The organism is Collinsella sp. AF20-14LB (assembly GCF_003459505.1).
Lineage (GTDB): Bacteria > Actinomycetota > Coriobacteriia > Coriobacteriales > Coriobacteriaceae > Collinsella.
This window is the reverse complement of the sequence record NZ_QRWD01000005.1, coordinates 26658-48591: the sequence shown is the minus strand read 5'-3', so window position 1 is coordinate 48591 and position 21934 is coordinate 26658. Positions and strand designations below refer to the sequence as shown.

The 21934-nt window shown below is 59.1% G+C and carries 17 protein-coding genes and 6 tRNA genes; all 23 read right to left on the bottom strand.

Annotation, left to right across the window (positions count from 1 at the left end):
- Positions 1 to 33: 33 nt before the first annotated feature.
- The 23 genes from DWX63_RS03645 to DWX63_RS03535 all read right to left on the bottom strand — a co-directional run bounded on the left by DWX63_RS03645 (position 34) and on the right by DWX63_RS03535 (position 21774).
- Positions 34 to 108, bottom strand: a tRNA-Val gene (locus tag DWX63_RS03645).
- Positions 109 to 111: 3 nt separating this feature from the next.
- Positions 112 to 187: transfer RNA gene (locus tag DWX63_RS03640), tRNA-Gly, on the bottom strand.
- Between the two features lie 141 nt (positions 188 to 328).
- Positions 329 to 2062, bottom strand: a complete 1734-nt coding sequence (locus DWX63_RS03635) for a glycoside hydrolase family 13 protein (RefSeq protein ID WP_233514452.1) — start codon at positions 2060 to 2062, stop codon at positions 329 to 331.
- 177 nt (positions 2063 to 2239) lie between these two features.
- A tRNA-Gly gene (locus DWX63_RS03630) sits at positions 2240 to 2315 on the bottom strand.
- A gap of 42 nt (positions 2316 to 2357) precedes the next feature.
- Positions 2358 to 2431 (bottom strand) — tRNA-Cys (locus tag DWX63_RS03625).
- Positions 2432 to 2465: 34 nt separating this feature from the next.
- A tRNA-Gly gene (locus DWX63_RS03620) sits at positions 2466 to 2541 on the bottom strand.
- Positions 2542 to 2646: 105 nt separating this feature from the next.
- A complete protein-coding gene (locus DWX63_RS03615) occupies positions 2647 to 3393 on the bottom strand; it encodes an anti-sigma factor antagonist (RefSeq protein ID WP_117635453.1) in 747 nt (248 codons plus the stop codon).
- Positions 3394 to 3474: 81 nt separating this feature from the next.
- On the bottom strand, positions 3475 to 5820 hold the full coding sequence (locus tag DWX63_RS03610; protein ID WP_117842842.1) for a SpoIIE family protein phosphatase: 2346 nt from the start codon (positions 5818 to 5820) through the stop codon (positions 3475 to 3477).
- Positions 5821 to 5879: 59 nt separating this feature from the next.
- Positions 5880 to 5969: transfer RNA gene (locus tag DWX63_RS03605), tRNA-Leu, on the bottom strand.
- 598 nt (positions 5970 to 6567) lie between these two features.
- A complete protein-coding gene (locus DWX63_RS03600) occupies positions 6568 to 7596 on the bottom strand; it encodes an ABC transporter ATP-binding protein (protein ID WP_117655655.1) in 1029 nt (342 codons plus the stop codon).
- Positions 7597 to 8688, bottom strand: coding sequence for an ABC transporter ATP-binding protein (locus tag DWX63_RS03595; RefSeq protein ID WP_117842841.1), 1092 nt, complete (start codon positions 8686 to 8688; stop codon positions 7597 to 7599). It abuts the gene before it with no gap.
- Positions 8689 to 8690: 2 nt separating this feature from the next.
- The gene (locus tag DWX63_RS03590) at positions 8691 to 9626 is read right to left on the bottom strand and encodes an ABC transporter permease (protein ID WP_117640785.1); all 936 of its coding nucleotides are present in this window, start codon (positions 9624 to 9626) and stop codon (positions 8691 to 8693) included.
- 14 nt (positions 9627 to 9640) lie between these two features.
- Entirely contained in the window at positions 9641 to 10678 is a 1038-nt protein-coding gene (locus DWX63_RS03585; protein WP_117758574.1) for an ABC transporter permease, read from the bottom strand.
- 157 nt (positions 10679 to 10835) lie between these two features.
- Positions 10836 to 12512, bottom strand: coding sequence for an ABC transporter substrate-binding protein (locus tag DWX63_RS03580; protein ID WP_117842840.1), 1677 nt, complete (start codon positions 12510 to 12512; stop codon positions 10836 to 10838).
- A 291-nt stretch (positions 12513 to 12803) separates the two neighbouring features.
- On the bottom strand, positions 12804 to 13058 hold the full coding sequence (gene secG / locus DWX63_RS03575) for a preprotein translocase subunit SecG (protein WP_117842839.1): 255 nt from the start codon (positions 13056 to 13058) through the stop codon (positions 12804 to 12806).
- A gap of 166 nt (positions 13059 to 13224) precedes the next feature.
- Complete coding sequence (gpmI, locus tag DWX63_RS03570) at positions 13225 to 14778, bottom strand: 2,3-bisphosphoglycerate-independent phosphoglycerate mutase (protein WP_117842838.1); 1554 nt, start codon at positions 14776 to 14778, stop codon at positions 13225 to 13227.
- A gap of 5 nt (positions 14779 to 14783) precedes the next feature.
- A complete protein-coding gene (tpiA, locus tag DWX63_RS03565) occupies positions 14784 to 15551 on the bottom strand; it encodes a triose-phosphate isomerase (RefSeq protein WP_022094882.1) in 768 nt (255 codons plus the stop codon).
- Positions 15544 to 16734: a phosphoglycerate kinase gene (gene pgk, locus DWX63_RS03560; protein ID WP_117842837.1), complete on the bottom strand. Its 1191-nt coding sequence runs from the start codon at positions 16732 to 16734 to the stop codon at positions 15544 to 15546. The genes tpiA and pgk overlap by 8 nt, the downstream gene beginning before the upstream one ends.
- Positions 16735 to 16874: 140 nt before the next feature.
- Positions 16875 to 17900, bottom strand: coding sequence for a type I glyceraldehyde-3-phosphate dehydrogenase (gene gap / locus DWX63_RS03555; protein WP_099431436.1), 1026 nt, complete (start codon positions 17898 to 17900; stop codon positions 16875 to 16877).
- A gap of 193 nt (positions 17901 to 18093) precedes the next feature.
- On the bottom strand, positions 18094 to 19023 hold the full coding sequence (gene whiA / locus DWX63_RS03550; RefSeq protein WP_117759549.1) for a DNA-binding protein WhiA: 930 nt from the start codon (positions 19021 to 19023) through the stop codon (positions 18094 to 18096).
- 6 nt (positions 19024 to 19029) lie between these two features.
- On the bottom strand, positions 19030 to 19950 hold the full coding sequence (gene rapZ / locus DWX63_RS03545; RefSeq protein ID WP_117638000.1) for an RNase adapter RapZ: 921 nt from the start codon (positions 19948 to 19950) through the stop codon (positions 19030 to 19032).
- 101 nt (positions 19951 to 20051) lie between these two features.
- Positions 20052 to 20738, bottom strand: a complete 687-nt coding sequence (locus tag DWX63_RS03540) for an N-acetylmannosamine-6-phosphate 2-epimerase (RefSeq protein ID WP_022094877.1) — start codon at positions 20736 to 20738, stop codon at positions 20052 to 20054.
- A gap of 70 nt (positions 20739 to 20808) precedes the next feature.
- Positions 20809 to 21774: an ROK family protein gene (locus DWX63_RS03535; protein WP_022094876.1), complete on the bottom strand. Its 966-nt coding sequence runs from the start codon at positions 21772 to 21774 to the stop codon at positions 20809 to 20811.
- Between the last annotated feature and the right edge of the window lie 160 nt (positions 21775 to 21934).

Below are 21934 nucleotides of genomic sequence, written 5' to 3'. Positions count from 1 at the left end.
GCCCAGAGGCGATGCCTCTGAGCTGCGAACATTTGGTGGGCGTTAGAAGATTTGAACTTCTGACCTCTTCCGTGTCAGGGAAGCGCTCTCCCCCTGAGCTAAACGCCCAAATGGAGCGGACAACGGGGCTCGAACCCGCGACCCCAACCTTGGCAAGGTTGTGCTCTACCAACTGAGCCATGTCCGCCTGCGAGGATTTAATATACGGGATGATCCACCCAAATGCAAGAACTTTTTTTGAAAAGTTTTGCGACGCCCTCGCGAACCTCGCGAAGACATCAGCCGCCGCGGAAGGCGCAGGCAAACGCAAGCTCGCCGCAAGAGACCCCTACATCTCACCGAGCATGATCCAGGCAGAGCTGTCCTGCGCGAGCTTACCGTCTGCAAGCGGTGATGAGGCGAGCAGGACCCTGCCCGCAGGCAGCTCCACGAGCGCTGCACCGAAATTCGTCACACACGCCCAGCCGTTGTCGCGGCGATAGGCGATGACGCCGCCCTCAGCGCCCTCGGCACCATCCGCAAGGCCGGTGCGCCCGTCAAGATCGAGCCACGCGAGATCGTTGGCGCACCCGCGCAGCTTGCGCCGCAGCCAGAGGGCGTCACGATAGAGCGCAAGCATCGATGTCGGGTCCGCTTCTTCCCTATCGGCAGCGTAATCGGAAAACCATGCAGGCTGCGGCAGATGGGGCGCCGCATCGGCGTCCGCCGGTGAAAACCCAAACGATCCGCCCTGCGCGGGATCGTCCGCCGCCACCCACGGCAGGGGCACACGGCAGCCGTCGCGCCCCTTCTCGCGCTTCGGTCCGTGCGTATTGGTCGCAGTAGGATCTTCGAGTACAGCCCACGGAATGTCAGCCACCTCAAAAAGGCCGAGCTCCTCACCCTGATACACGTATGCCGAGCCCGGAAGCGCCAGCTCGAGCAAAAGGGCCGCCCGCGCGCGGCGCTCGCCGAGTTCACGTTCCTCGTCATAAGACGACCCGTCGCGTAAGAGCCAGTCGAGCGCAATCTGGTGGTAGCGCGTCGCCTTGATCTGCGGCAGGGCATAGCGCGTCGCCACGCGCGGCACGTCGTGGTTGGAGAGCACCCAGGTCGAGGCGGAATCGGATTCTATAGCTGCCTTCAAGCCCTCCTCGATTGCAGCGTGCATGTCATCATAGGTCCAAGTGGCCTTGGCAAACTCAAAGTTGAATGTCTGGCCAAGCTCGCTGGGACGCGCGTAGAGATACTGGCGCTCGGGCAGCACCCACGCCTCGGCAACGGCGCTGCGTGGCGGATCATAGCGGTCGAACACGCGGCGCCACTCGCGATAGATCTCGTGGACCTCGTTGCGGTCCCACAGCGGATGGGTGCCGTCCTCAACCATGTCATCGCCCTCGGCGAGATGCCACCGGTCGAGGTCATCGCGGTCGAGATCCTTGGCGAGACCGTGCGCCACATCAATGCGAAAGCCATCGACGCCTCGATCGCTCCAAAACGCCAGGACGTCACAAAAGAACGCGTGAACCTCGGGGCACGACCAGTCAAAGTCCGGCTGCTCGGGCGTAAACATGTGCAGATACCACTGACCGTCCGCGACGCGCGTCCAGGCGGGGCCGCCAAAGTTGGCATTCCAATTGGTGGGAGGCAGCTCGCCGTGCTCGCCGCGACCATCGCGGAAGATATAACGGGCGCGCTCGGGCGATCCGGGGCCGGCGGCAAGAGCGGCTTTGAACCAGGGGTGCTGGTTGGACGAATGGTTGGGCACGATGTCGACGATGACCTTGATGCCGTGCGCGTGAGCCGCAGCGATCATGTCATCGAAGTCGTCAAGCGAGCCGAGACGTGGGTCGACATCGCAGTAGTCCGCCACATCATAGCCGCCATCAACAAGAGGCGATGGGTAAAACGGGCTCAGCCAGATGGCCTCGATACCCAGCCGCTCAAGATAGTCCATCTGCTGGGTAATGCCCGCGATATCGCCCAGACCCGAACCAGTCGAATCCTTAAACGAGCGCGGGTAGATTTGATAAATCGCGGCATCGGACATCCATGGGCGCGAAGAGGACTTTTCTGTAGCCATGGGATGAGTCTCCCTTGCAACGAGGTTTTGCGAGATGCCCACGATGATACGCCCAAAGCGGACATTCGCGGCAAACAACGCCACAGCCACGCCCCAAACGCTCGCTCCCTCTCGGGTTCGAGCCCAAGCGATGGGTACGAAAAAGCCCGGCTACCGTAGTAGTCGGGCTGCTGCGTTTGGAGCGGACAACGGGGCTCGAACCCGCGACCCCAACCTTGGCAAGGTTGTGCTCTACCAACTGAGCCATGTCCGCATATGTAAAATAAAACGGGCGCCGGAGCGCCCGGATGTTGCTTGGAGGCGAAGCCCGGATTCGAACCGGGGGTAAAGGCTTTGCAGGCCTCTGCCTTACCACTTGGCCACTTCGCCGAAAAAGGACCGCCTAAACGGTCCGGAAATGCAATGGAGCGGACAACGGGGCTCGAACCCGCGACCCCAACCTTGGCAAGGTTGTGCTCTACCAACTGAGCCATGTCCGCTTGCGGGTTATTAATTTACGCGAGTTGTCCAAAAGACGCAAGTACTTTTTTCAAAAAAGTTATTCGCCACATGCTCTTGGCAGATAAACATGCCAAAACGATTTACTAGGCGCACGATTCCAACGTTCCGCTAAACAGCTTTACCATCCGAACGCGCGTACCGGCACCATCAGTACGACGGGCAACCTCCACGTTGTCGACCAACATGCGCATGAGCTTGATTCCACGCCCGCGTTCCTCAGTCGTAACCGGTTCACTCGACCCGTCGATCGAATAGCCCGCCCCACGGTCGACAACCTCAATCACGACACGATCGCCATAGGCCTGAACCGTCAGGATGCATCCGATACCACCCGCATGGTCATACGCGTTGCCCAGCGCCTCGCCCGATGCCAATGCGACGTCATAGCGCTCATCACGCCTCAGGGGAAGCGATTCGAGTAGCTCGGCAATACGATGACGATAGTATGGAAGGTTCTCGATACCCTGGCGCACCTCGACACTCTTGCTCCAGCGAGGCAATTCCCCCACCGGAATGGCAGGAATCGACTCCCGAGCGAAGCCCGCAACATGGAGGATGTCGACAAGTCGGGCAATCTCCAAAAAGCGAATGACCTCATCGGAGGCGTTAACGAGCGAAAGCAGGCCCTCTCGCCTCATGAGCTCTCTGGCGCGTGTAAGCAAAAACGCCAAACCCGTCGAATCGATAAAGCCCACGGCCTGGCAATTGATGACAACGCGGCGCACGCCCCGGTCGATCAAATTATCCAACCGTCGGCGCAGCGCGGGCACCGAGGCGATGTCGACATCACCCGGTGGCGTCAAAACCGCTATGTCATTCCACTCATTCATACGACCATGGTTCCCCAAAAGAGCTCGCTCGATGCACACATATCTACAACCGCGTAGGTTTCGCCCCTCAAGCGTCGCAGCCTACGATCGGCCCCGTAAAAACTCAAGGGAAACCAACGCGATATCATCGTCCAGCGCCGACTCGGTAAAGCGGTCAAGCTCGCTCAAGACCTTACCGCAGATTCCCGATACGCCCTCACCCGAAACAGAGAGCAAAAGATCGCGAAGGCGTTGCTCGCCAAAGAAAGCACCAGAGCGATCGCGCGCTTCGATCGTTCCGTCGGTATACATAAAGAGCATGTCACCAGGAGCGAACGTAAAGACGCCCGTCTCGTACACCATGCTCTCAAAGGCACCGATCACGCCCGATTGACACCCAAGGAGCTCCACTTCTCCCCCGCAGGTCTCGCCGCCACCAAGCGGCGTCGACGACGGCCGAATGACCATAGTGGGAGGATGTCCCGCAGAGCAATAGGTAGCGCGACCCGCCTTAAGATCGATCTTGGCGATAAACGCCGTCACAAACGTCTCGACTCTCGAAAAGCCCATGAGCATGCTATTGAGCGAGCGAGCCATGCGGGCAGGCCCCGCACCCTCCCAGGCATAGGCCGTCAGCGCCGTCTTGACGAGCGCCGACATCGACGCCGCCTCGATTCCCTTGCCGGACACATCTCCCAAAATCATAACGGCGCAATCGTCGGGAAGACGAACAAGCGTATAGAAGTCACCGCCGACCAGCGCCGAATTCGTTGCCGATAGGTACACCGAATCGGCGGCGATTCCCGGAACGTCACCAAGCGAATTTCTCATGCCGATCTGAAGCGTCTGAGCGATATGACGCTCCTCGCGCTTTTGAGACTCACCCTCATAGATCAGCTCAAAATCGTGAGCCAAATGCACCATGTAGTCGTATTCAAGGTCGTCGATTGGTTCCTGGCTGCCATCACGGAGCAGCAAGGCGCGCGTTGTCGGCCCCTTTGCGACATCAGCGTGAACGATCGCATCGTTGTTTCGCTTGTCATCCGCCTCCGAGCGATAGCGCCCCGCCTCGATACCGGAGTCGACATACAGTCCCTGACACGGCAGGCCGTGGGCTCTCAGCCATGCACCCATAGGCGTGGATTCATCCACGCGCGTTAGGCGCACGTGCTTGAGATCGTCAGCGCTCGTCCCGCCCAGCACCGACGTCTCGAACCCATCGGAAGCTGATCCCAGGCGCGCTGCCGGCGTCGTGACAGAAAAGAAGAGCGACTCCGGATCGCCCGGCAACGCTACGCGACTGCCGCCCTCAAAATCGATGACATAGGCTTCGAGGCCCGCATCATACTCCACGGGGCAAAAATGACAGTTGAGCACGGCGCAAATTTCCGACGATACCGCGCGCGAAGCGACGACGGGATCATCAAGATAGGTAAAAAGCTCATCGCGCAGCACGTTGAGCGAACGACCAAGTTCTGCCGTGCGGCGCGAACGTAAGCTCGACGCCATGCCGACCATCTGAATAGACAGGTAATCGCAGATGACCTCGAGCACGTTAAGGTCATAGGCAAGTGGCGCCTGTGGACGTTTCCAACCGACCTCCAACACACCGAGCACCTGCGTGCCGTAAAACACGGGAAGACAGATCTCACTGCGATACGGAGGCATATCCTGCACGCGCAGCAAGTGTTTGGAACGATTGTCCAAATCAATGAACATACCCGAAGCAACCCGGTCGCCCTCAAGGTCCTGCTGGATCGACAGACGACAGGCACGCGACTCACGAAGCACGTAGGTCGGAATGCCCGCGCCGTACGGCATAAATTCGGGAAGGTAGCTATCATGCAGCTCCTTGGAAACACCGCGGAGCTTAAAACCGCCGCTCTCAGAAAAATAAATCGCAGCTCCAGAGGCATCGAGCGTTCCGACGAGCTGATTCAAAACGGTATCGAGCAAGCTGGGGAGCTCATCGGAGCCCACGGTACTCATAATGACCGAAAGGGTGCCCGAAAGGCGTTTATTCGCCACCCTAAGCTCCGATAGCGCACGTTTGAGCTGACGATCGTGGGAATACTGCTCTTCGATGCTGTGAAGCGCCACCAGGACGCGCGGCGCGCGGCGTCCAAAGATACGCGGAGGCGTAACGGAACCTGCGCGAACCAAGACGGGAATAAAGGACCCGTCGCTCAGCTTGAGCATCAGCTCGCTCTCGCAGCCATCGGTCTCAAACGGCAGACGATGTTCGGTCGCGCGCTCAAAGGCAGACGAGTACAGAACGTCCTTGACATCACCGTTGATGACGTCAGCGCGCTCCTCGCACATCAGATCGAGCAAACGATTATTCACATGCAGGATGGTTCCATCGAGCTCACAAATGATGACAGCATCGCTCGTGATCTCGACCAGTTGGGCAACGTCTGCCCACTCGTTGCGCTCAAGCGTTTCCATCGTGGACCTCACCGTCTATCGGTAACAAAAAAGCCTCCGAAGAGGCTTCTCAAATGCGATGGTGTCGGAGGCGGGACTTGAACCCGCATGACCAAAAAGCGGTCACTAGCACCTCAAGCTAGCGCGTCTGCCAATTCCGCCACTCCGACATGCTATGTTGTTGATTCGCAGTTCGTTTTGTTGGACCCGCGCGTTCAACGAGGAAGATAATAACCTATGATTCGAGAACTGTGCAAGCACTTTTTTCAAAAAAGTTTACGAATTTGTAAATGCGCAGGTAGACTGACCTGTTCGGGCAGGAATGAGGTTGCTTTCCAACGCGTCCTCGGGCATGCGGCATTATTTTGATCCGCGCTTCGCGCTACAAAATAATGCCGCCCCCTGCGGAATGCGTTGGAAAGCAACCTCATTCCGGCCCTAGGGGCACATGCTTCATGCACAGTTCTCAAACATATTCTGGGGCTGATAAGAATTTAGTGGCTCGGCTTTGCCGAGCCCTTATATAAGGAGGCCGGAGCCAAAGCTCCGGCCTCGCTCAATTTCTTATTAGATTAAGTGAGCGATCAAGGAATCGCGCTCCCCTCTGCAACGGCAACGTAGGGCCCGTGCTGGACTTAGTTTTCAGAACATTCCGCAGACCAGGAAACCCCCTTATCCGCAGCTCCGAAGGAGCAGGATAAGGGGGTTTCCATGGTCGAGGACGTTCTGAAAACTAAGTCCAGCACGGGCCCGGACGAAAACAACCGACTACAGGTCGATGTGCGATTCCTTGATCGGGAACGGCTCGGCGAAGTGGCAGGCGCAGCAATGGCCCGGTGCGACTTCCTTAAACTCGGGAAGCTTCTCGGAGCAGATGCCCTGCGCGATCGGGCAGCGGGTGTGGAAACGGCAGCCGGTCGGCGGATCCAGCGGCGACGGCGGATCGCCGGCGAGGATGATACGCTTGCGGGTCTTCTGGATATCCGGATCGGGCACCGGCACGGCAGACAGCAGCGACTGCGTGTACGGGTGGTGAGGCTCGCTATAGAGCGTCTTCCAGTCCGAAACCTCGACCATCTTGCCCAGATACATAACGGCAACGCGATCGGAGATGTGTTGCACGACGGACAGGTCGTGGGCGATAAACAGATACGCCGTACCAAACTTGTCCTGAAGTTCCTTGAGCAGGTTCAGAACCTGGGCCTGAATGGAAACATCCAGAGCGGAAACGGGCTCGTCGCAGATGATCAGCTTGGGCTTCAAAGCGAAGGCGCGGGCGATGCCGACACGCTGACGCTGACCGCCCGAGAACTCGTGCGGATAGCGGTTGATGTGCTCGGGGTTCAGTCCAACGACGTCGAGAAGCTCGCGAACACGCTCGATACGCTCCTCCTTGGTGCCCACGCCGTGAATAGTCATGGGCTCGGAGACGATCTCGCCGATGGTCATACGGGGGTTCAGCGAAGCATAGGGGTCCTGGAAGATGAACTGCATCTCGCGACGCATGTCCTTGATCTCATGCTTGCTCATCTCGGCAACATCTTTGCCCTGGAAGAACACCTTGCCGGCAGTCGGCTGGGTCAGGCGCATAATCGTGCGGCCCGTGGTGGACTTACCGCAACCAGACTCGCCAACCAGACCAAAGGTCTCGCCAGGATAAATCTCAAACGAGATGTCGTTCACAGCAGAGACGACGCGCTTGGAAAAGCGCTTGGCGAACATGCCGGACTCGGCGGGGAATTCCTTAGAGAGGTGCTCGACCTTCAGCAGCGGAGTGCGCTCGTTCTTATCTGCCATTTACGCCTCGCCTCCCTTCTCGGAATCCTTGCGCGTACGGGACGTCGCAGGAGCATTCTTGAGGAACTCGGGGTCACCGGAGTAGTGGCACGCAGAGTAATGGCCAGACTCGGTAACAACGCGCTCGGGGCGCTGCTTGCGGCACTTGTCCGTCGCATAGGGGCAACGAGGAGAGAAGACGCAGCCCTCAGGCAAGTTCATGAGCGAAGGCGGGTTGCCGTGAATCGGCGTAAGAGGCTTCTTCTCCTCGATGGCCTGCTCCGGGATGGAGCGGATAAGGCCCCAGGTGTAGGGATGACGGCTCTCGTAGAAGATCTCTTCGGCAGTACCGAACTCGACGGGACGGCCGGCGTACATAACCATGATCTTATCGGCCATATCGGCGACAACGCCAAGGTCGTGGGTGATCATGATAATGGCGTTGCCGTTCTTCTCCTGCATTTCCTGCATCAGCTCAATAATCTGAGCCTGGATGGTAACGTCCAGAGCAGTCGTGGGCTCATCGGCAATCAGGATATCGGGATCGCAGGCAAGCGCCATGGCAATCATGACGCGCTGACGCATGCCACCAGAGAACTGGTGCGGATACTCGTTGACGCGCTTCTCGGGCTCGGGAATGCCAACGAGGTCCAAAAGCTCGGTGGCGCGCTTGAGCGCCTCCTGCTTGGAGTAGCCACGGTGCAGACGAAGTCCCTCGCCCACCTGCTTGCCGATCTTATAGACCGGGTTCAGGGAGGTCATAGGATCCTGGAAGATCATCGCGATATCGTTGCCGCGAATATGCTGCATTTCTTCCTCGGTCATCTCGAGGATCGAACGACCGCGGTAGCGAACGTCGCCGCCCTCAATCTTTCCCGGAGGCATCGAGATGAGGCCCATGATGGTCATGGCGGTCACGGACTTACCAGAGCCGGACTCACCGACGACGCCCAGGGTCTCACCGCGATCGAGCGTGTAGGACACACCGTCGACGGCGCGAACGACGCCATCCTCGGTGTGGAAATACATCTTAAGGTCATCGACCTCGAGCAGATGCTGGCCCTCGGGAACCGGCTGGTCCTTCAGGTCCACATAGTTCTTGTTCTTCTTCATCCTTATGCGTCCTTCATCTTGACGTCGAGGGCGTCGCGCAGACCGTCACCCAACAGGGTGAAGGCGAGCACCGTCGAGAGAATTGCCAGACCGGGCATGATCATCATCCAGGGAGCAGTCAGAAGATACTGCTGACCGTCCTGAATCATAGAGCCCCACGAAGGCGTAGGCGGAATAACACCCATACCGAGGAAGGACAGGGCAGACTCGGTCAGAATAGCGCCACCAATGTTCATGGTCGCATAGACCACGATAGAAGCAACGGAGTTCGGGAAGATATGGCGCATAACGATACGCGCATCGGATGCACCCATAGCGCGAGCGGCGTCAACATAGTCGTTCTCTTTGACCGTCAGGATCGCGGATCGGAAGACGCGCGCAATCGAAGGCCAGCCGAGAATGCCGATGGCGATAAAGACATTCTGAAGACCACGACCGATAACGGCAATCATGGCAACAACGAACAGCACGTACGGGAACGCCAGGAAGATGTCCGCACAGCGCATGATGATCGTATCCCAGATGCCGCCATAGAAACCGGCCAGGGCGCCCATGACCAGACCGATCACCGTGGAGATGGCGGTGGCCATAATACCGACGGAAAGCGAAACGCGCGCGCCGTAGATAACACGGACGAGAATGTCACGACCAAGAGAGTCGGTGCCAAACGGGTGCTCGGCACACGGAGCCAGCAGCGAAGTCTCGGCCATGGTGGTCGAGTCAGAAGCCGTAGGAGAGCCGAGCCAGGGCTTAGCCCACAGATCGGCGGTCAGGGCGACCACAACAACGATGATGATCCAGCAGACACCGATAACGGCGAGCTTGTTCTTACGAAGACGCTTAAAAGCGTCGCCCCACAGCGTGCGGGACTTGGCGGGAGCAGATGCGGCCTTGGTGGCGGTAGCCTGCTCCTGAGACTGAGAATCAGTTTCCTGCATGAGACGTACCTCCCTTAGGCCTTATCCGACGGACCGCCAAGGCGGATGCGCGGGTCGAGGAATGCATAGCTAATGTCGACGAGCAGGTTGATCACCATAACGACGACAACAATGAGCGTAACGCCGCCCATAACGATGGGCCAGTCGCGCATACTAATGGCGCGGTAGACCTCGAAGCCGATGCCGGGCCAGTTAAAGACCGTCTCGGTCAGGATGGCGCCCGAAAGCATGCCGCCGAAGTCGACACCAATATAGGTAACGACGGGGATGAGTGCATTCTTAAGCGCATGCTTGATAATGATCGCGCGATTGGAGAGACCCTTGGCCTTTGCCGTACGGATGTAATCCTGGTTCATGACGTCAAGCAGCTGCGAGCGCATAATGCGGGCGGCATAAGCGGTCGAAACCGAAGCCAGCGTAATGGTCGGAAGCACATAGTGCATCCAATCCTGATACTGAGAGCTGGAACCGCCGGCACCCGAGATCGGCATGGAGAATGCACCGCCCGTGGCGTCCTTGAGAATGACGCCAAAGAACAGCTGCAGCAACATACCGAGCCAGAAGGCCGGGACGGCAACGAGAATCGACGTGGTGAGCGTTACCAAAATATCCCAGAAGGAATAACGCTTAACCGCCGAAATGATACCCGCACCGATACCCATGATTGCCTCGAGCACGATGGCGCACGCGGCAAGTTTGACCGTATACGGATACTTCTGGGCAAAGATTTCCGTAACCGGCAGCTTGCGCTGGTACGAATTGCCCAGATCGCCATGAAGCAGGCCGTTCATGTAATACAAGTAACGGTCCACGAGCGACGTTTGAACGGGGTCGCCGTTCTCGTCAAGGATCGCGTTGCCGTCCTCGTCCGTCTGGACCAGGTGATAGCGCACGCGAAGCTGAAGCTCCACCTCGGGGGACAGAGCCTTGTCTCCACCGATCAGCTTGATCGGATCTCCCGGCACGATATTCTGGAGGGCGAACAGAATCAGCGTAACGCCCAAAAACACCGGGATGAACTGAAGCACACGTTTAACGATGTACTTACCCATACCACTCCCCTATCTAGGGATTAACCTAAATGGGATGCCGATCGCCAGACCGGCATCCCAAAATTACCATCAGCCAGTTTACCCCAGGTTAGGGAGAACTGTATGTTTCCCATGAGGTCTACGTAAATACTTGACCCTCACGGAAGCTGCAAAACCCTTAGGCGAGCTCGGCGGTACCCAGATCGGCGTGCTTCTGCGGATCAACATAGAGATGCTTGACGCGGTCAGAGCCAGCGATGGTGTGCGTGTAGAACATCACCGGGATAACCGGGCAGTCAGCAGCGACCATGGCGTCGGCCTCCCGCATCTTGGCGATGCGCTCCTCGTCATCAACCGTGGTGCGGGCCTCGTCGACCTTGGCATCGAACTCGGGGTTGCTGTAACCGGAGCGGTTGTCGCCACCGAGGGAGTCGGAGTGGAACAGCGGGTACAGGAAGTTGTCCATGATCGGGTAATCGGCGATCCAGCCCAGACGGCCGAACTGATAGTTGAAGTTCTGATACTGCTCGAGCAGGGCAGACCACTCAGGGGTATCGGAGACAGCGGTAACGCCAACCTTGGCGAGGTCGCCGATGATGGACTCCATGGTCTCCTTGTGACCACCGTCCTGGTTGTAGGAAAGGGTCACGCTAATGCCACGATCGCCGTTAGCGCCAGCGGGAGCGACCTTGTCGAGGTACTCGTTAGCCTTGTCGACGTCATAGGCGCAGAACTCCCATGCGCCCTCCTTGTAGCCGGCGATTCCCGGAGGAACAATACCGTCGGCGGGGGTACGGGTACCCTTGAAGATGGTCTTGCAGATGGCCTCACGGTTGATGGCCAGGGAGATGCCCTTGCGCAGGTCGGCGTTATTGAACGGCTCGGCCGTGGTGTTGCAGGTCAGATAGTACGTGGAAGGCTCGGCACCGAGCAGCATATGCTCGCCGTCACCCATGGTGTAGCCGTCCTTGGACTCGCCACGGTCCTTCTTGGCGGCGTCGATCTGAGCAACGGGAACGTCGCAGACATCGAGGTTACCGGCCTGGAACTCCTTGTAAGCGGTCTCCATGTCCTTGATGACCTGGAAGTGGATGCCATCGATCTTGGCCTTGTCGCCATAGTAATCGTCAAACTTCTTGAGGTTGATCTCCTGGCCATCCTCCCACTTACCGTCCATCATGAACGGGCCGTTACCGACCGGGGCAAGGTAGAAGCTCTTGACGTCGGACTCGGCGCACTCGGGAACCGGGGACAGAGCCGGGTGAGAGGCGACGAAGGGGAAGTCGGCGTAAGCGGAAGACAGCTTGACGACGAGGGTCTCATCGTCGGGGCAAGTAACACCGCTGAGCTCGGTAGCGTTGCCGGCAAGCAGATCGTCATAGCCCTCAACCATGGAAAGGTGATAGGAGACCTCGGAAGGACCATACTCGGTGGCGATGGCCGACTTGGTGTTGACTAGACGCTCCCAACCGAGCTTGAAGGACTTGGAGGTAACGTCGTCACCGTTGTGGAACTTAGCCTTCTTGATCTTGAAGGTGAACTCGGTGGCGTCGTCGTTAGCCTCAAAGGACTCGCAAGCCAGCGGAACGATCTCGCCCTTCTCGGGGTTGTACTCCGTCAGAGCGTCGAAGAGCTGGTACTCGACCTGAGTGCCCTGATCCTCCTGGACATTGTAGGGGTCGATGCAGACCGGGTTGTTGATGTAGAAGTTCAGCGTCGAACCGGAGTCAGATCCGGAAGCGTCGCCGCCCTTCTTGCCGCATGCGGCAAGAAAAGCCATGGAGCTCGCAGCGAGGGTGCCGCCAACAAAGGCGCGACGACCCATAACGGGCTGGTGGAACATAGAATCAGCCATGCCATCCTCCTTATGAGATAGGACAAAGTGAATTCGGCCGGGCAACGTCGAGACAGCCCAATCGAACCATTCAAACGCGGTCCGCCGTTATGGCTGGTTATGCAATGCGGGCCAACGTTTTGCAATACAGTAGCGCATTTTATGCACAATTTGGCGCTGATTCCGGTTAACGGTCGAGAATTTCTTTAGTTAGGCGAAGTATGTGGGGATATTTTGACTCTGTTACAGATATGTAAACAAAAAGGGTCCCGCACTTGCGAAACCCTTTTCAAGTCTTTATGCGGCTCGTGCTTAGTAGCCCACGATGCCCTGCGGGAAGAAGAACATGCACAGAACGACACACACAGCAAAAACGACGGCCATAATTACCGTCAGGCGATCGAGGTTCTGCTCCATGACGCCCGTGGCAGAGCTGGAGTTATACAGCGAGCTAGCGATCATATCCGAAACGCCGGTACCCTTACCGGAGTGCATCAGGACGAGAATCGTCAGCGCCACGGCAGAGATAGCCCAAACGATAAACAGAAGAATCTGGAACGGACCCATAGATAAGCTCCTTAATAGAACAATTTAAACTCCAGTACTGTACCACAATCCCTTGTCCTCCCCTACCTGCCACTCGGGGACGGGGTAGAAATGGCAGAAATATCAAAAAAAGGGGGTTGCCCGAATTTGGGCAACCCCCTCGCATGAAAACGCTTGGAGTTTTCACTTAGGCCTCGGTGGCGAGCACGCGGCCCGTCATCTCGGCGGAAGGCTCCAGACCAGCCATGGTGAGCATAGTCGGGGCGATATCTGAGAGACGACCGTCCTCGATACCGGTGAGCTGTGCCTTCTCATCAACGATGATAAACGGCACGCGGTTGGTGGTGTGAGCCGTAAACGGATGCTTGGAACCGTCGGAAGCAACGTCAAACATGTGATCGGCGTTGCCGTGGTCGGCGGTAATCAGCGCAAAGCCGCCCTTAGCGAGAATCGCCGGGACAACCTTGGACAGGGCATCGTCAACAGCCTCGACGGCCTTAACGGCGGCGTCGAAGACACCGGTGTGACCAACCATGTCGCAGTTCGCGAAGTTCACGATGTAGAAATCAGCGCGATCCTCGTTGATGGCGGCGACGAGCTTCTCGGTAACCTCGGGAGCGCTCATCTCGGGCTGCAGATCGTAGGTAGCAACCTTGGGGGAAGCGACGAGCACGCGCTCCTCACCCTCCTTGGGCTCCTCGATGCCGCCGTTGAGGAAGAACGTCACGTGGGCGTACTTCTCGGTCTCGGCGGTGTGCAGCTGCTTCAGGCCATTGGCGGCGATAACGTCGGCCAGGACGTTCTCGGGGAACGTCTTGGGGAAGGCGACCTCGACGTCAAACGTCGGATCGTACTCGGTTATCGTCACAAAGTGCGAAAGCTTGATCTGCTCGCGTTCAAAGCCGTCGAACTCCTTGTCCGTGAACGCGCGGGTCATCTGACGGGCGCGGTCGGGACGGAAGTTGAAGAAGATGGCCGCGTCGCCCTCGTGGATGCCCTCGTTGTGGGCAGCGAAGGGCTCGACGAACTCGTCGCCGCGCGGATCCTTCTCGTAGTAGGCCTTGATACCGGCCACGGGGTCTGTATCGGCATCGGACGCGTTGACCATGACGTCGTAGGCGCGCTGGATGCGCTCCCAACGGTTGTCGCGGTCCATGGCCCAATAACGACCCGAGACGGTGGCAACGCGAGCGTCGCAACCAGTCTCCTCAGAAATCTTGGCCAGGAAGGCGCAGAACTCGCTCATGTAGCCGGCACCGGACTGCGGGTCAACGTCGCGGCCATCCATGAAGGCGTGGACGCGAACGGTCTTGACGCCATGCTGGGCAGCCATCTTGACCAGAGCCTCGACGTGGTTCATGTGAGAGTGAACACCGCCAGGGCTCATAAGGCCCATAAGGTGAAGGGTCTTGCCCTCGACCTTGACATCGTCCATGGCCTTGACGAAAACCTCGTTCTTGGCGATGGAGCCGTCCTTGATAGCATTGTTGATGCGCGACAGCTCCTGGAACACAACGCGGCCGGCACCGATGTTAAGGTGACCCACCTCGGAATTGCCCATCTGGCCGTCGGGAAGGCCCACGTCCTCGCCCGAAGCGCCGAGCGTGGTGTGGGGATACTTCTCGTACAGGCTATCAAGGAAGGGCGTCTTGGCAGCGGCGACGGCGTTCTCGCCATCGGCCGGTGCCAGGCCGCAGCCATCCATGATGATCAGGAGTGCAGGAAGATGACGCTGTGCCATATGTCCTACTCGCCTGCCTTGACGACCATAGAGGCGAAGTCGGCAGCCTTGAGCGAAGCGCCGCCCACGAGGGCGCCGTCAACGTCGGGCTTGGCGACGAGCTCGGCGATGTTGCCGGGCTTAGCGGAACCGCCGTAGAGAACGCGGATGCCGTTGGCGAGCTCCTCGCCGAACATCTCCTTGAGGGTCTCACGGATAGCGCCGCAGACCTCCTGAGCGTCCTCGGCGGTAGCGGTCTTGCCGGTGCCGATGGCCCAGATGGGCTCGTAGGCGACGACGACCTGCTTGGGGCAGGTGATCTCAAGACCAGCAAGGCCAGCCTTGACCTGGTTCACGACGTGCTCGACATAGGTACCGGCCTCGCGGACCTCGAGGGACTCGCCGCAGCAGAAGACGGGGACAAGACCGGCGGCAACGAGGGCCTTGGCCTTCTTGTTCTGGTCCTCGTCGGTCTCGTGGAAGTAGTCGCGACGCTCGGAGTGACCGATGATGCAGTAGGTGCAGCCAGCGGACTTGAGCATGTCGCAAGAGGACTCACCGGTGAAGGCACCCTTGGCCTCCCAGTACACGTTCTGTGCACCGAGGGCGATGGGGGCAGCCTGAATACGGTCATGAACCGTGGTGATATCGATGGTCGGAGGGCACACGAGCACCTCGACGCCAGCCGGAACCTCGGGCAGAGCCTGAGCCAGCTCGTCGGCGAGCTTGGCGGCCTCGGCGACGTCGTTGTTCATCTTCCAGTTACCAGCGATAAGAAGGGTGCGATTAGGCATCGAGAAGCGCCTCCACTCCGGGCAGGGCCTTACCCTCGACGAGCTCCATGGAAGCGCCACCACCGGTGGAGATCCAGCTCATCTTGTCGGCCAGGTTGAACTTGTTGACAGCTGCGACGGAGTCGCCACCGCCGATGATCGAGGTGCAGTCGGCCTCGGCGACAGCCTCGGCGATAGCCTGGGTGCCGTGAGCGAAGTTGTCGAACTCGAAGACGCCCATGGGGCCGTTCCAGAACACGGTCTTGGCACCCTTGACGGCCTCGGCGTAAAGCTCCTCGGTCTTGGGGCCGATGTCCATGCCCTCACGATCGTCGGGGATAGCGTCGGAAGCGACAACCTCGGGGACAGCGTCCTCGCCAAAGTGATCGGCAACGCGGTTGTCGATGGGGAGCAGGATCTTGACGCCCTTCTCCTCGGCCTTCTTGAGCATCTCGCCGGCGCGCTCGACCCAGTCCTCTTCCTTGAGGGACTGACCGACGGTCAGACCCTGAGCCAGGAAGAAGGTGTAGGCCATGCCGCCACCGATGATCAGGGTATCAGCGGAGTCGATGAGGTGATCGAGAACGCCGATCTTGGAGGAAACCTTGGAACCGCCGACGATAGCGACGAAGGGGCGCTCGGGCTCGGCGAAGATGCCGGTCAGCGTGTCGACCTCCTTCTCGAGCAGGAAGCCGGCGACGGCAGGCAGGTAAGCGGCGGGGCCCACGACGGAACCCTGGGCGCGGTGAGCGGTGCCGAAGGCATCGAGAACGAAGACGTCACCATAGGAAGCGAGCTTCTTGGCGATCTCGGGATCGTTCTTCTTCTCACGCTTGTCAAAACGGACGTTCTCGAGAACGAGGACCTTGCCCGGCTCGACGGCGGCAACAGCCTCAGCAGCCTTCTCGCCGTAGGTGTCGGCGACAAAGGCAACATCGAGACCAGAGAGCTCAGCGAGCTTCTTGGCGACGGGCTCGAGGGACAGCTCGGACTGGAAGCCGGTGCCATCGGGACGGCCGAGGTGGCTCATGAGGATGACGCGAGCGTTGTGCTCAACGAGGTAGTTGATGGTGGGCAGGGCAGCCTTGATGCGGGTGGTATCGCCAACGACGCCATCCTTGATAGGCACGTTGAAGTCAACGCGGACGAGAACGCGCTTGCCGTCGACATCGATGTCGCGGACGGTCTTCTTGGTAAAGGCCATGTTTGCTTCTACCTTTCGTACGTGTCTGCCTCCCATTACGGCAGACGATTTCCTATAAAAAGGGCGCGACCCTAGGGTGTAAGCCCTATGAGGCCGCGCCCTTCTTTAGACGCTCAACGAGCTATTCGCTAAAAGCTAAATTAAGCAACGAACTTCTCGAAGTACTTGATGGTGCGGACCATCTGAGAGGTGTAGGAGTTCTCGTTGTCGTACCAAGAGGTGACCTGAACGAGGGTCTGGCCGTTGCCGAGGTCAGAGCACATGGTCTGAGTGGCGTCGAAGATGGAGCCGTGGGTCTCGCCGATGATGTCGGTGGAGACGATGTCGTCCTCGTTGTAACCGAAGGTCTCGGAGATGGTGGAAGCGTAGGCCTTCATAGCGGCGTTGACCTCGTCGACGGTGACCTTCTTGTCAACGACAGCGTAGAGGTTGGTGATGGAGCCGGTCGGCGTCGGGACGCGCTGGGCGGCACCGATGAGCTTACCGTTGAGCTCGGGGAGAACCAGGCCGATAGCCTTGGCAGCACCGGTGGTGTTGGGGACGATGTTGACGGCGCAGGCGCGGCTACGACGCTTGTTGCCCTTGCGCTGCGGGCCGTCGAGCGGCATCTGGTCGCCGGTCCAGGCGTGAATGGTGGTCATGATGCCGGACACGATGGGAGCGAAGTCGTTCAGACCCTTGGCCATCGGGGCGAGGCAGTTGGTGGTGCAGGAAGCAGCGGAGATGATGTTGTCCTCAGCGGTCAGCGTCTCGTGGTTGACGTTGTACACGATGGTGGGCAGATCGCTGCCGGCCGGAGCGGAGATGACGACCTTCTTGGCGCCAGCGTTGATGTGGGCCTGAGCCTTAGCCTTGCTGGTGTAGAAGCCGGTGCACTCGAGAACGACGTCGACGTCGAGGTCGCCCCAAGGCAGGTTGTTGGCGTCGGCCTCCTTGTAGATCTTGATCTCCTTGCCGTCAACGGTGATGGAATCCTCGCCAGCAACGACCTCGTGATCGCGAGCGTAGTTGCCCTGCGTGGAGTCGTACTTCAGCAGGTAAGCGAGCATATCGGGAGAGGTGAGGTCGTTGATAGCGACGATCTCGGAGCCCTCATGACCGAACATCTGACGGAAAGCCAGACGACCGATGCGACCGAAGCCGTTAATAGCAACCTTTACTGCCATTGTGTCTCCTTTCGTAAGGCCCCCGCAAGCTACAGCGCCCGCCGTTGAGGCCCACAAACTAACCACTCGCCTAATATACCTTTTTTTTGACTTGAATTTCACGAGAATGCTCGAAATTGAAAATCAAATTTACGTTAAAACGTTTTAAAGAATAAAATAGCAGCTAAATCCGTATATAAGTCGATACTTTAAACTACCCGTTTGCTTCAATGAGCTTTTCAAGCCTCAAAACTCGATGGTAGAGGGCCGACTTCGACAAGGGAGGGTCAGCCATCTCCCCTAAATCACGCAGCGACAGATCGGGATAGCGCTCGCGCAGGTCGCAAAAGACCGCCAAGGCATCCGGAAGCGCATCGCGAAGGCCGCGCTGCTCGAGCTCATCGATAAGCGCAAGCTGATGTTGGGCAGCACCGGCGCTTCTGGTCTGGTTGGCGAGCTCGGCGTTCACGCGACGGTTCACATCGTTCTTAACCAACTTGACCGCGCGCGCCTCCTCAATCTCGGCAACGCTGCGCTTGGCACCAATCAGCTTTAATAAATGCTCGATTTCCTCGGCGCTCTTAATGTACACGGCATATGACCCCCGCCGCGCATTAACACGAGCATGGACCCCAATCTGCCCCAACAGGTCGCAAAGCCCCTTGGCATATTGCTCGCCCTGCACCGCGATCTCCAAATGAAAATCGCCGCGTGGATCGGCCACGAAGCCGCCCGCGATGAGCGCGCCGCGGATGTAGGCAAGCCTGCAGCAGGGACGGGCAACGATGTGTCGGGGAACACCAGCAACGAGCCCTCCCCTGCGGTCTAGAATACCCAGCAGCACCAGAGCCTTGTCCAGGTCGGGTTGATCGGGCAGGGTAATGAGATAGTTACGGACCTTATGCAAGACCGATTTACGAACGGTGAATTCCGTTTTGAGCTTAAGGATGCGATGCGTCAGCGTGATCATCGTGCGCGCGACGGCTCCCGTCTCGGTCGCGACCGTCAAACGATACCGCCCGGAGCCGGCCAACGAAAGCGTACCGCTCACACGCGTCAGGGCGGCAAGCGTCGACAAATCGCAGTATTCACATTCGGGTTCGCAGCGCGCAAGCTCGTCGCGCACCTCAGCGGTAAACGACATGCAGGCCTATGCCTTCGTGTTGGCGCGCGACAGGTCGCGGTGGGAGATGCTCACGTGATACTGGGCGCCTTCCAGGTAACGGGCCGTGGCCTCGGCAATGGCGACGCTACGGTGCTGTCCGCCCGTGCAGCCGATGGCGATAGAAAGCTGCGGCTTACCCTCCGCGATATAGCCCGGCATCACCGTATCGAGCAGCTGCGTCCAGGCCTTCCAGAACTCCTGGGTCTTGGGATGGTCCAGAACAAAGTCGGAGACTTTCTTATCGAGACCGGTCATGGTACGCATCTCGGGATCGTAAAACGGATTGGGCAGGAAGCGAACGTCGATCATAATGTCCGCCTCGACGGGCATACCGTGCTTAAAGCCAAACGAGAACACGTGAACGTCCATGAGCTGCTGGTCGGACAACTCGGAGAACGCCATGCGCAATTTGTTGCGCAGGGCAGAGGTGCGCAGGCGGCTCGTGTCGATAATCATATCGGCTCGATCGCGCACGCCCCGCAGCTGAAGGCGCTCGCGCTGAATGGCATCGGCCGTAGTCTCCCCCGGCTTGGCAATGGGATGACGGCGGCGATTTTCGCTGTAGCGACGAATCAGCACCTCGTCAGAAGCCTCCAGGAACACGATGTCGCAGCTCATCTCGCGCTCTTCGAGCGCGGCGACCGCATCGAGCAACTCGTCAAACAGTCCCTGGCTACGCAAATCGCAGGTGACGGCGAGATGCCTGCCCACGCCCGTATTGATGCCGACGAGCTCGGCAAGCTGGGCGATGAGACGCGGAGGTAGGTTATCAATGCAAAAATAGCCCATGTCCTCGAACACGTGCATGGCCTGTGTGCGGCCCGATCCGGACATTCCGGTGATGATGACGATATCGGGGATGCGCTCCGAGCGCTCCGCCGCATCCATGGCATCTCCCTTTTGCATGTGCTGCCTCCCAAAAACAAGCGCGGGACCCAGCAACCCGGATCCCGCGCGGTCAATTGCCTATATTGAGTATACCGCCCCGAGCGGATACGAGGCCTGTCTTACGCCTCAAGCGCAGCCTTGAACCAACTCGTAATACTCGTGGGGTGCGTGATGGCGGTGCCGACGACAACGGCCCAGGCGCCAGCATCGATCGCAGCGCGAGCCTCCTCGGGCGTGTGCACGCGGCCCTCGCAGATGATGGGAAGACCGGGGAATTCCTCGGTCGCCTGACGCAGGAGTGGCAGGTCGGGGCCATCGGCCATGGTGCAGTCGATGGCGGCGACGCCGTGAGAAAGCGTGGTGGATACCAGGTCAAAGCCCATATCAACCGCACGGCGAATGTCCTCGATGGTGGCACAATCCGCCATCAGGAGCACGCCCTCCTCGTGCAGCGGGCGGAAGGTATCCTCGACGGTCTTGCCATCGGGACGCGGACGATCGGTGGCGTCGATCGCCACGATATCGGCACCGGCAGCAACGCAGGCGCGAGCGTGACGCAGCGTCGGCGTGATGTAAACGCCCTCGTGTCCATCCTTCCACAGGCCGATGACGGGAACCTCACAGCGACCCTTAATAGCGGCAATGTCGGCAAGGCCCTGACAGCGAATGGCGGCGGCGCCGCCAAGCTCGCAAGCGCGAGACATTTGAGCCATGGTCTCGGGCGTACGAAGCGGCTCGCCCATATACGCCTGAACGCTCACGACGAGCTTGCCCTTCAGGGATTGAATCAAAGGATCGACGGTCATAAGGCTGCAACCTTTCTCAGAACAGCCTCCCGAGGCGTGTTGTCTCGGGAGGCTCCTACAGCAGATACGTTTACTTCAACGAGGCAAGAAGATGCTCAGCGGCACCGATGAGCGGAGCATCGCCCTCCAGAGAACCGATGAGGATCGGCGTGTCCTGAAGCGGATCGAGCGCCTGGCTGGCATAGCCCTCGTGCACCGAATCCTTCCACGTCTGCGAACGCCAATCGGGACCTTGGTGAATCACGCCGCCCGAAAGCACGATGACCTCAGGGTCCAGGATGTTAGCGAGCGAGCCCAAGCTGGCACCCAGCGCAAAGCCGGCATCATGGATGACCTCGGTCGCCTTTGCGTCGCCTGCACGGCACAGGTCGTTCACATCGCGACCGACCGAAGGACGGCTGGGGTCGACGCGGCCAAAGCGCTCATCGTACATACGACCAATGGAAGTGCCCGAAGCAACCGACTCCAGATGGCCGGAACGCCCGCAGGCGCAGGGAATGCCGGCGGCAGCCGAACACTCGATGTGGCCCATATGGCCAGCAGCACCATGGAAGCCCTGCATCACGCGGCCGTTCTCGACATATGCTCCGCCGATGCCCGTACCGATGCCAAGACACAAGACGGAGAACTTGCCCTTGCCGACGCCCCAGTGGGCCTCGCCCAGAGCATGAGCCTGCACGTCGCCTACAACGGCAACGGGAAGACCGAGGTCCTCGCGCAGACGCGGCCCCAACTGAACGCCGGACCAACCGGGCATAATCTCGTTGGCATACGCGATGGCGCCCGTCTTGGGATCGACGACGCCGGCGGCACCGATACCGACGCCAAGGACCTCGACATCGGGATTCGCCTCGAGAGCAGCCTTGATGGACGCCTCGATACGCTGGAAGACGGCCTCGCCGCCCTCCTGGGCCTCGGTAGGAACCTCGGCCTCAAAAACGGGATGGGGCACGCTGCCGTCAGCCGGGTACTCCATGATGGCAGTCGCGATCTTAGTTCCGCCGATATCGACAGAGCAGACGTACTTGTTCTCCATGTCGCTCTCCTTAGGAGATAAATAACAACTACAGGAAATGAAGGCGGTGTTATCGCCGCAACTTGGTAAAGGTTTCCCAGGTGCCCGAGGTTGGGGTGAAAGTGGTCGGGCGTTGACCTAATGGGTCACGCCCGACCACTTGAGCCCCAAAATCGGGTGC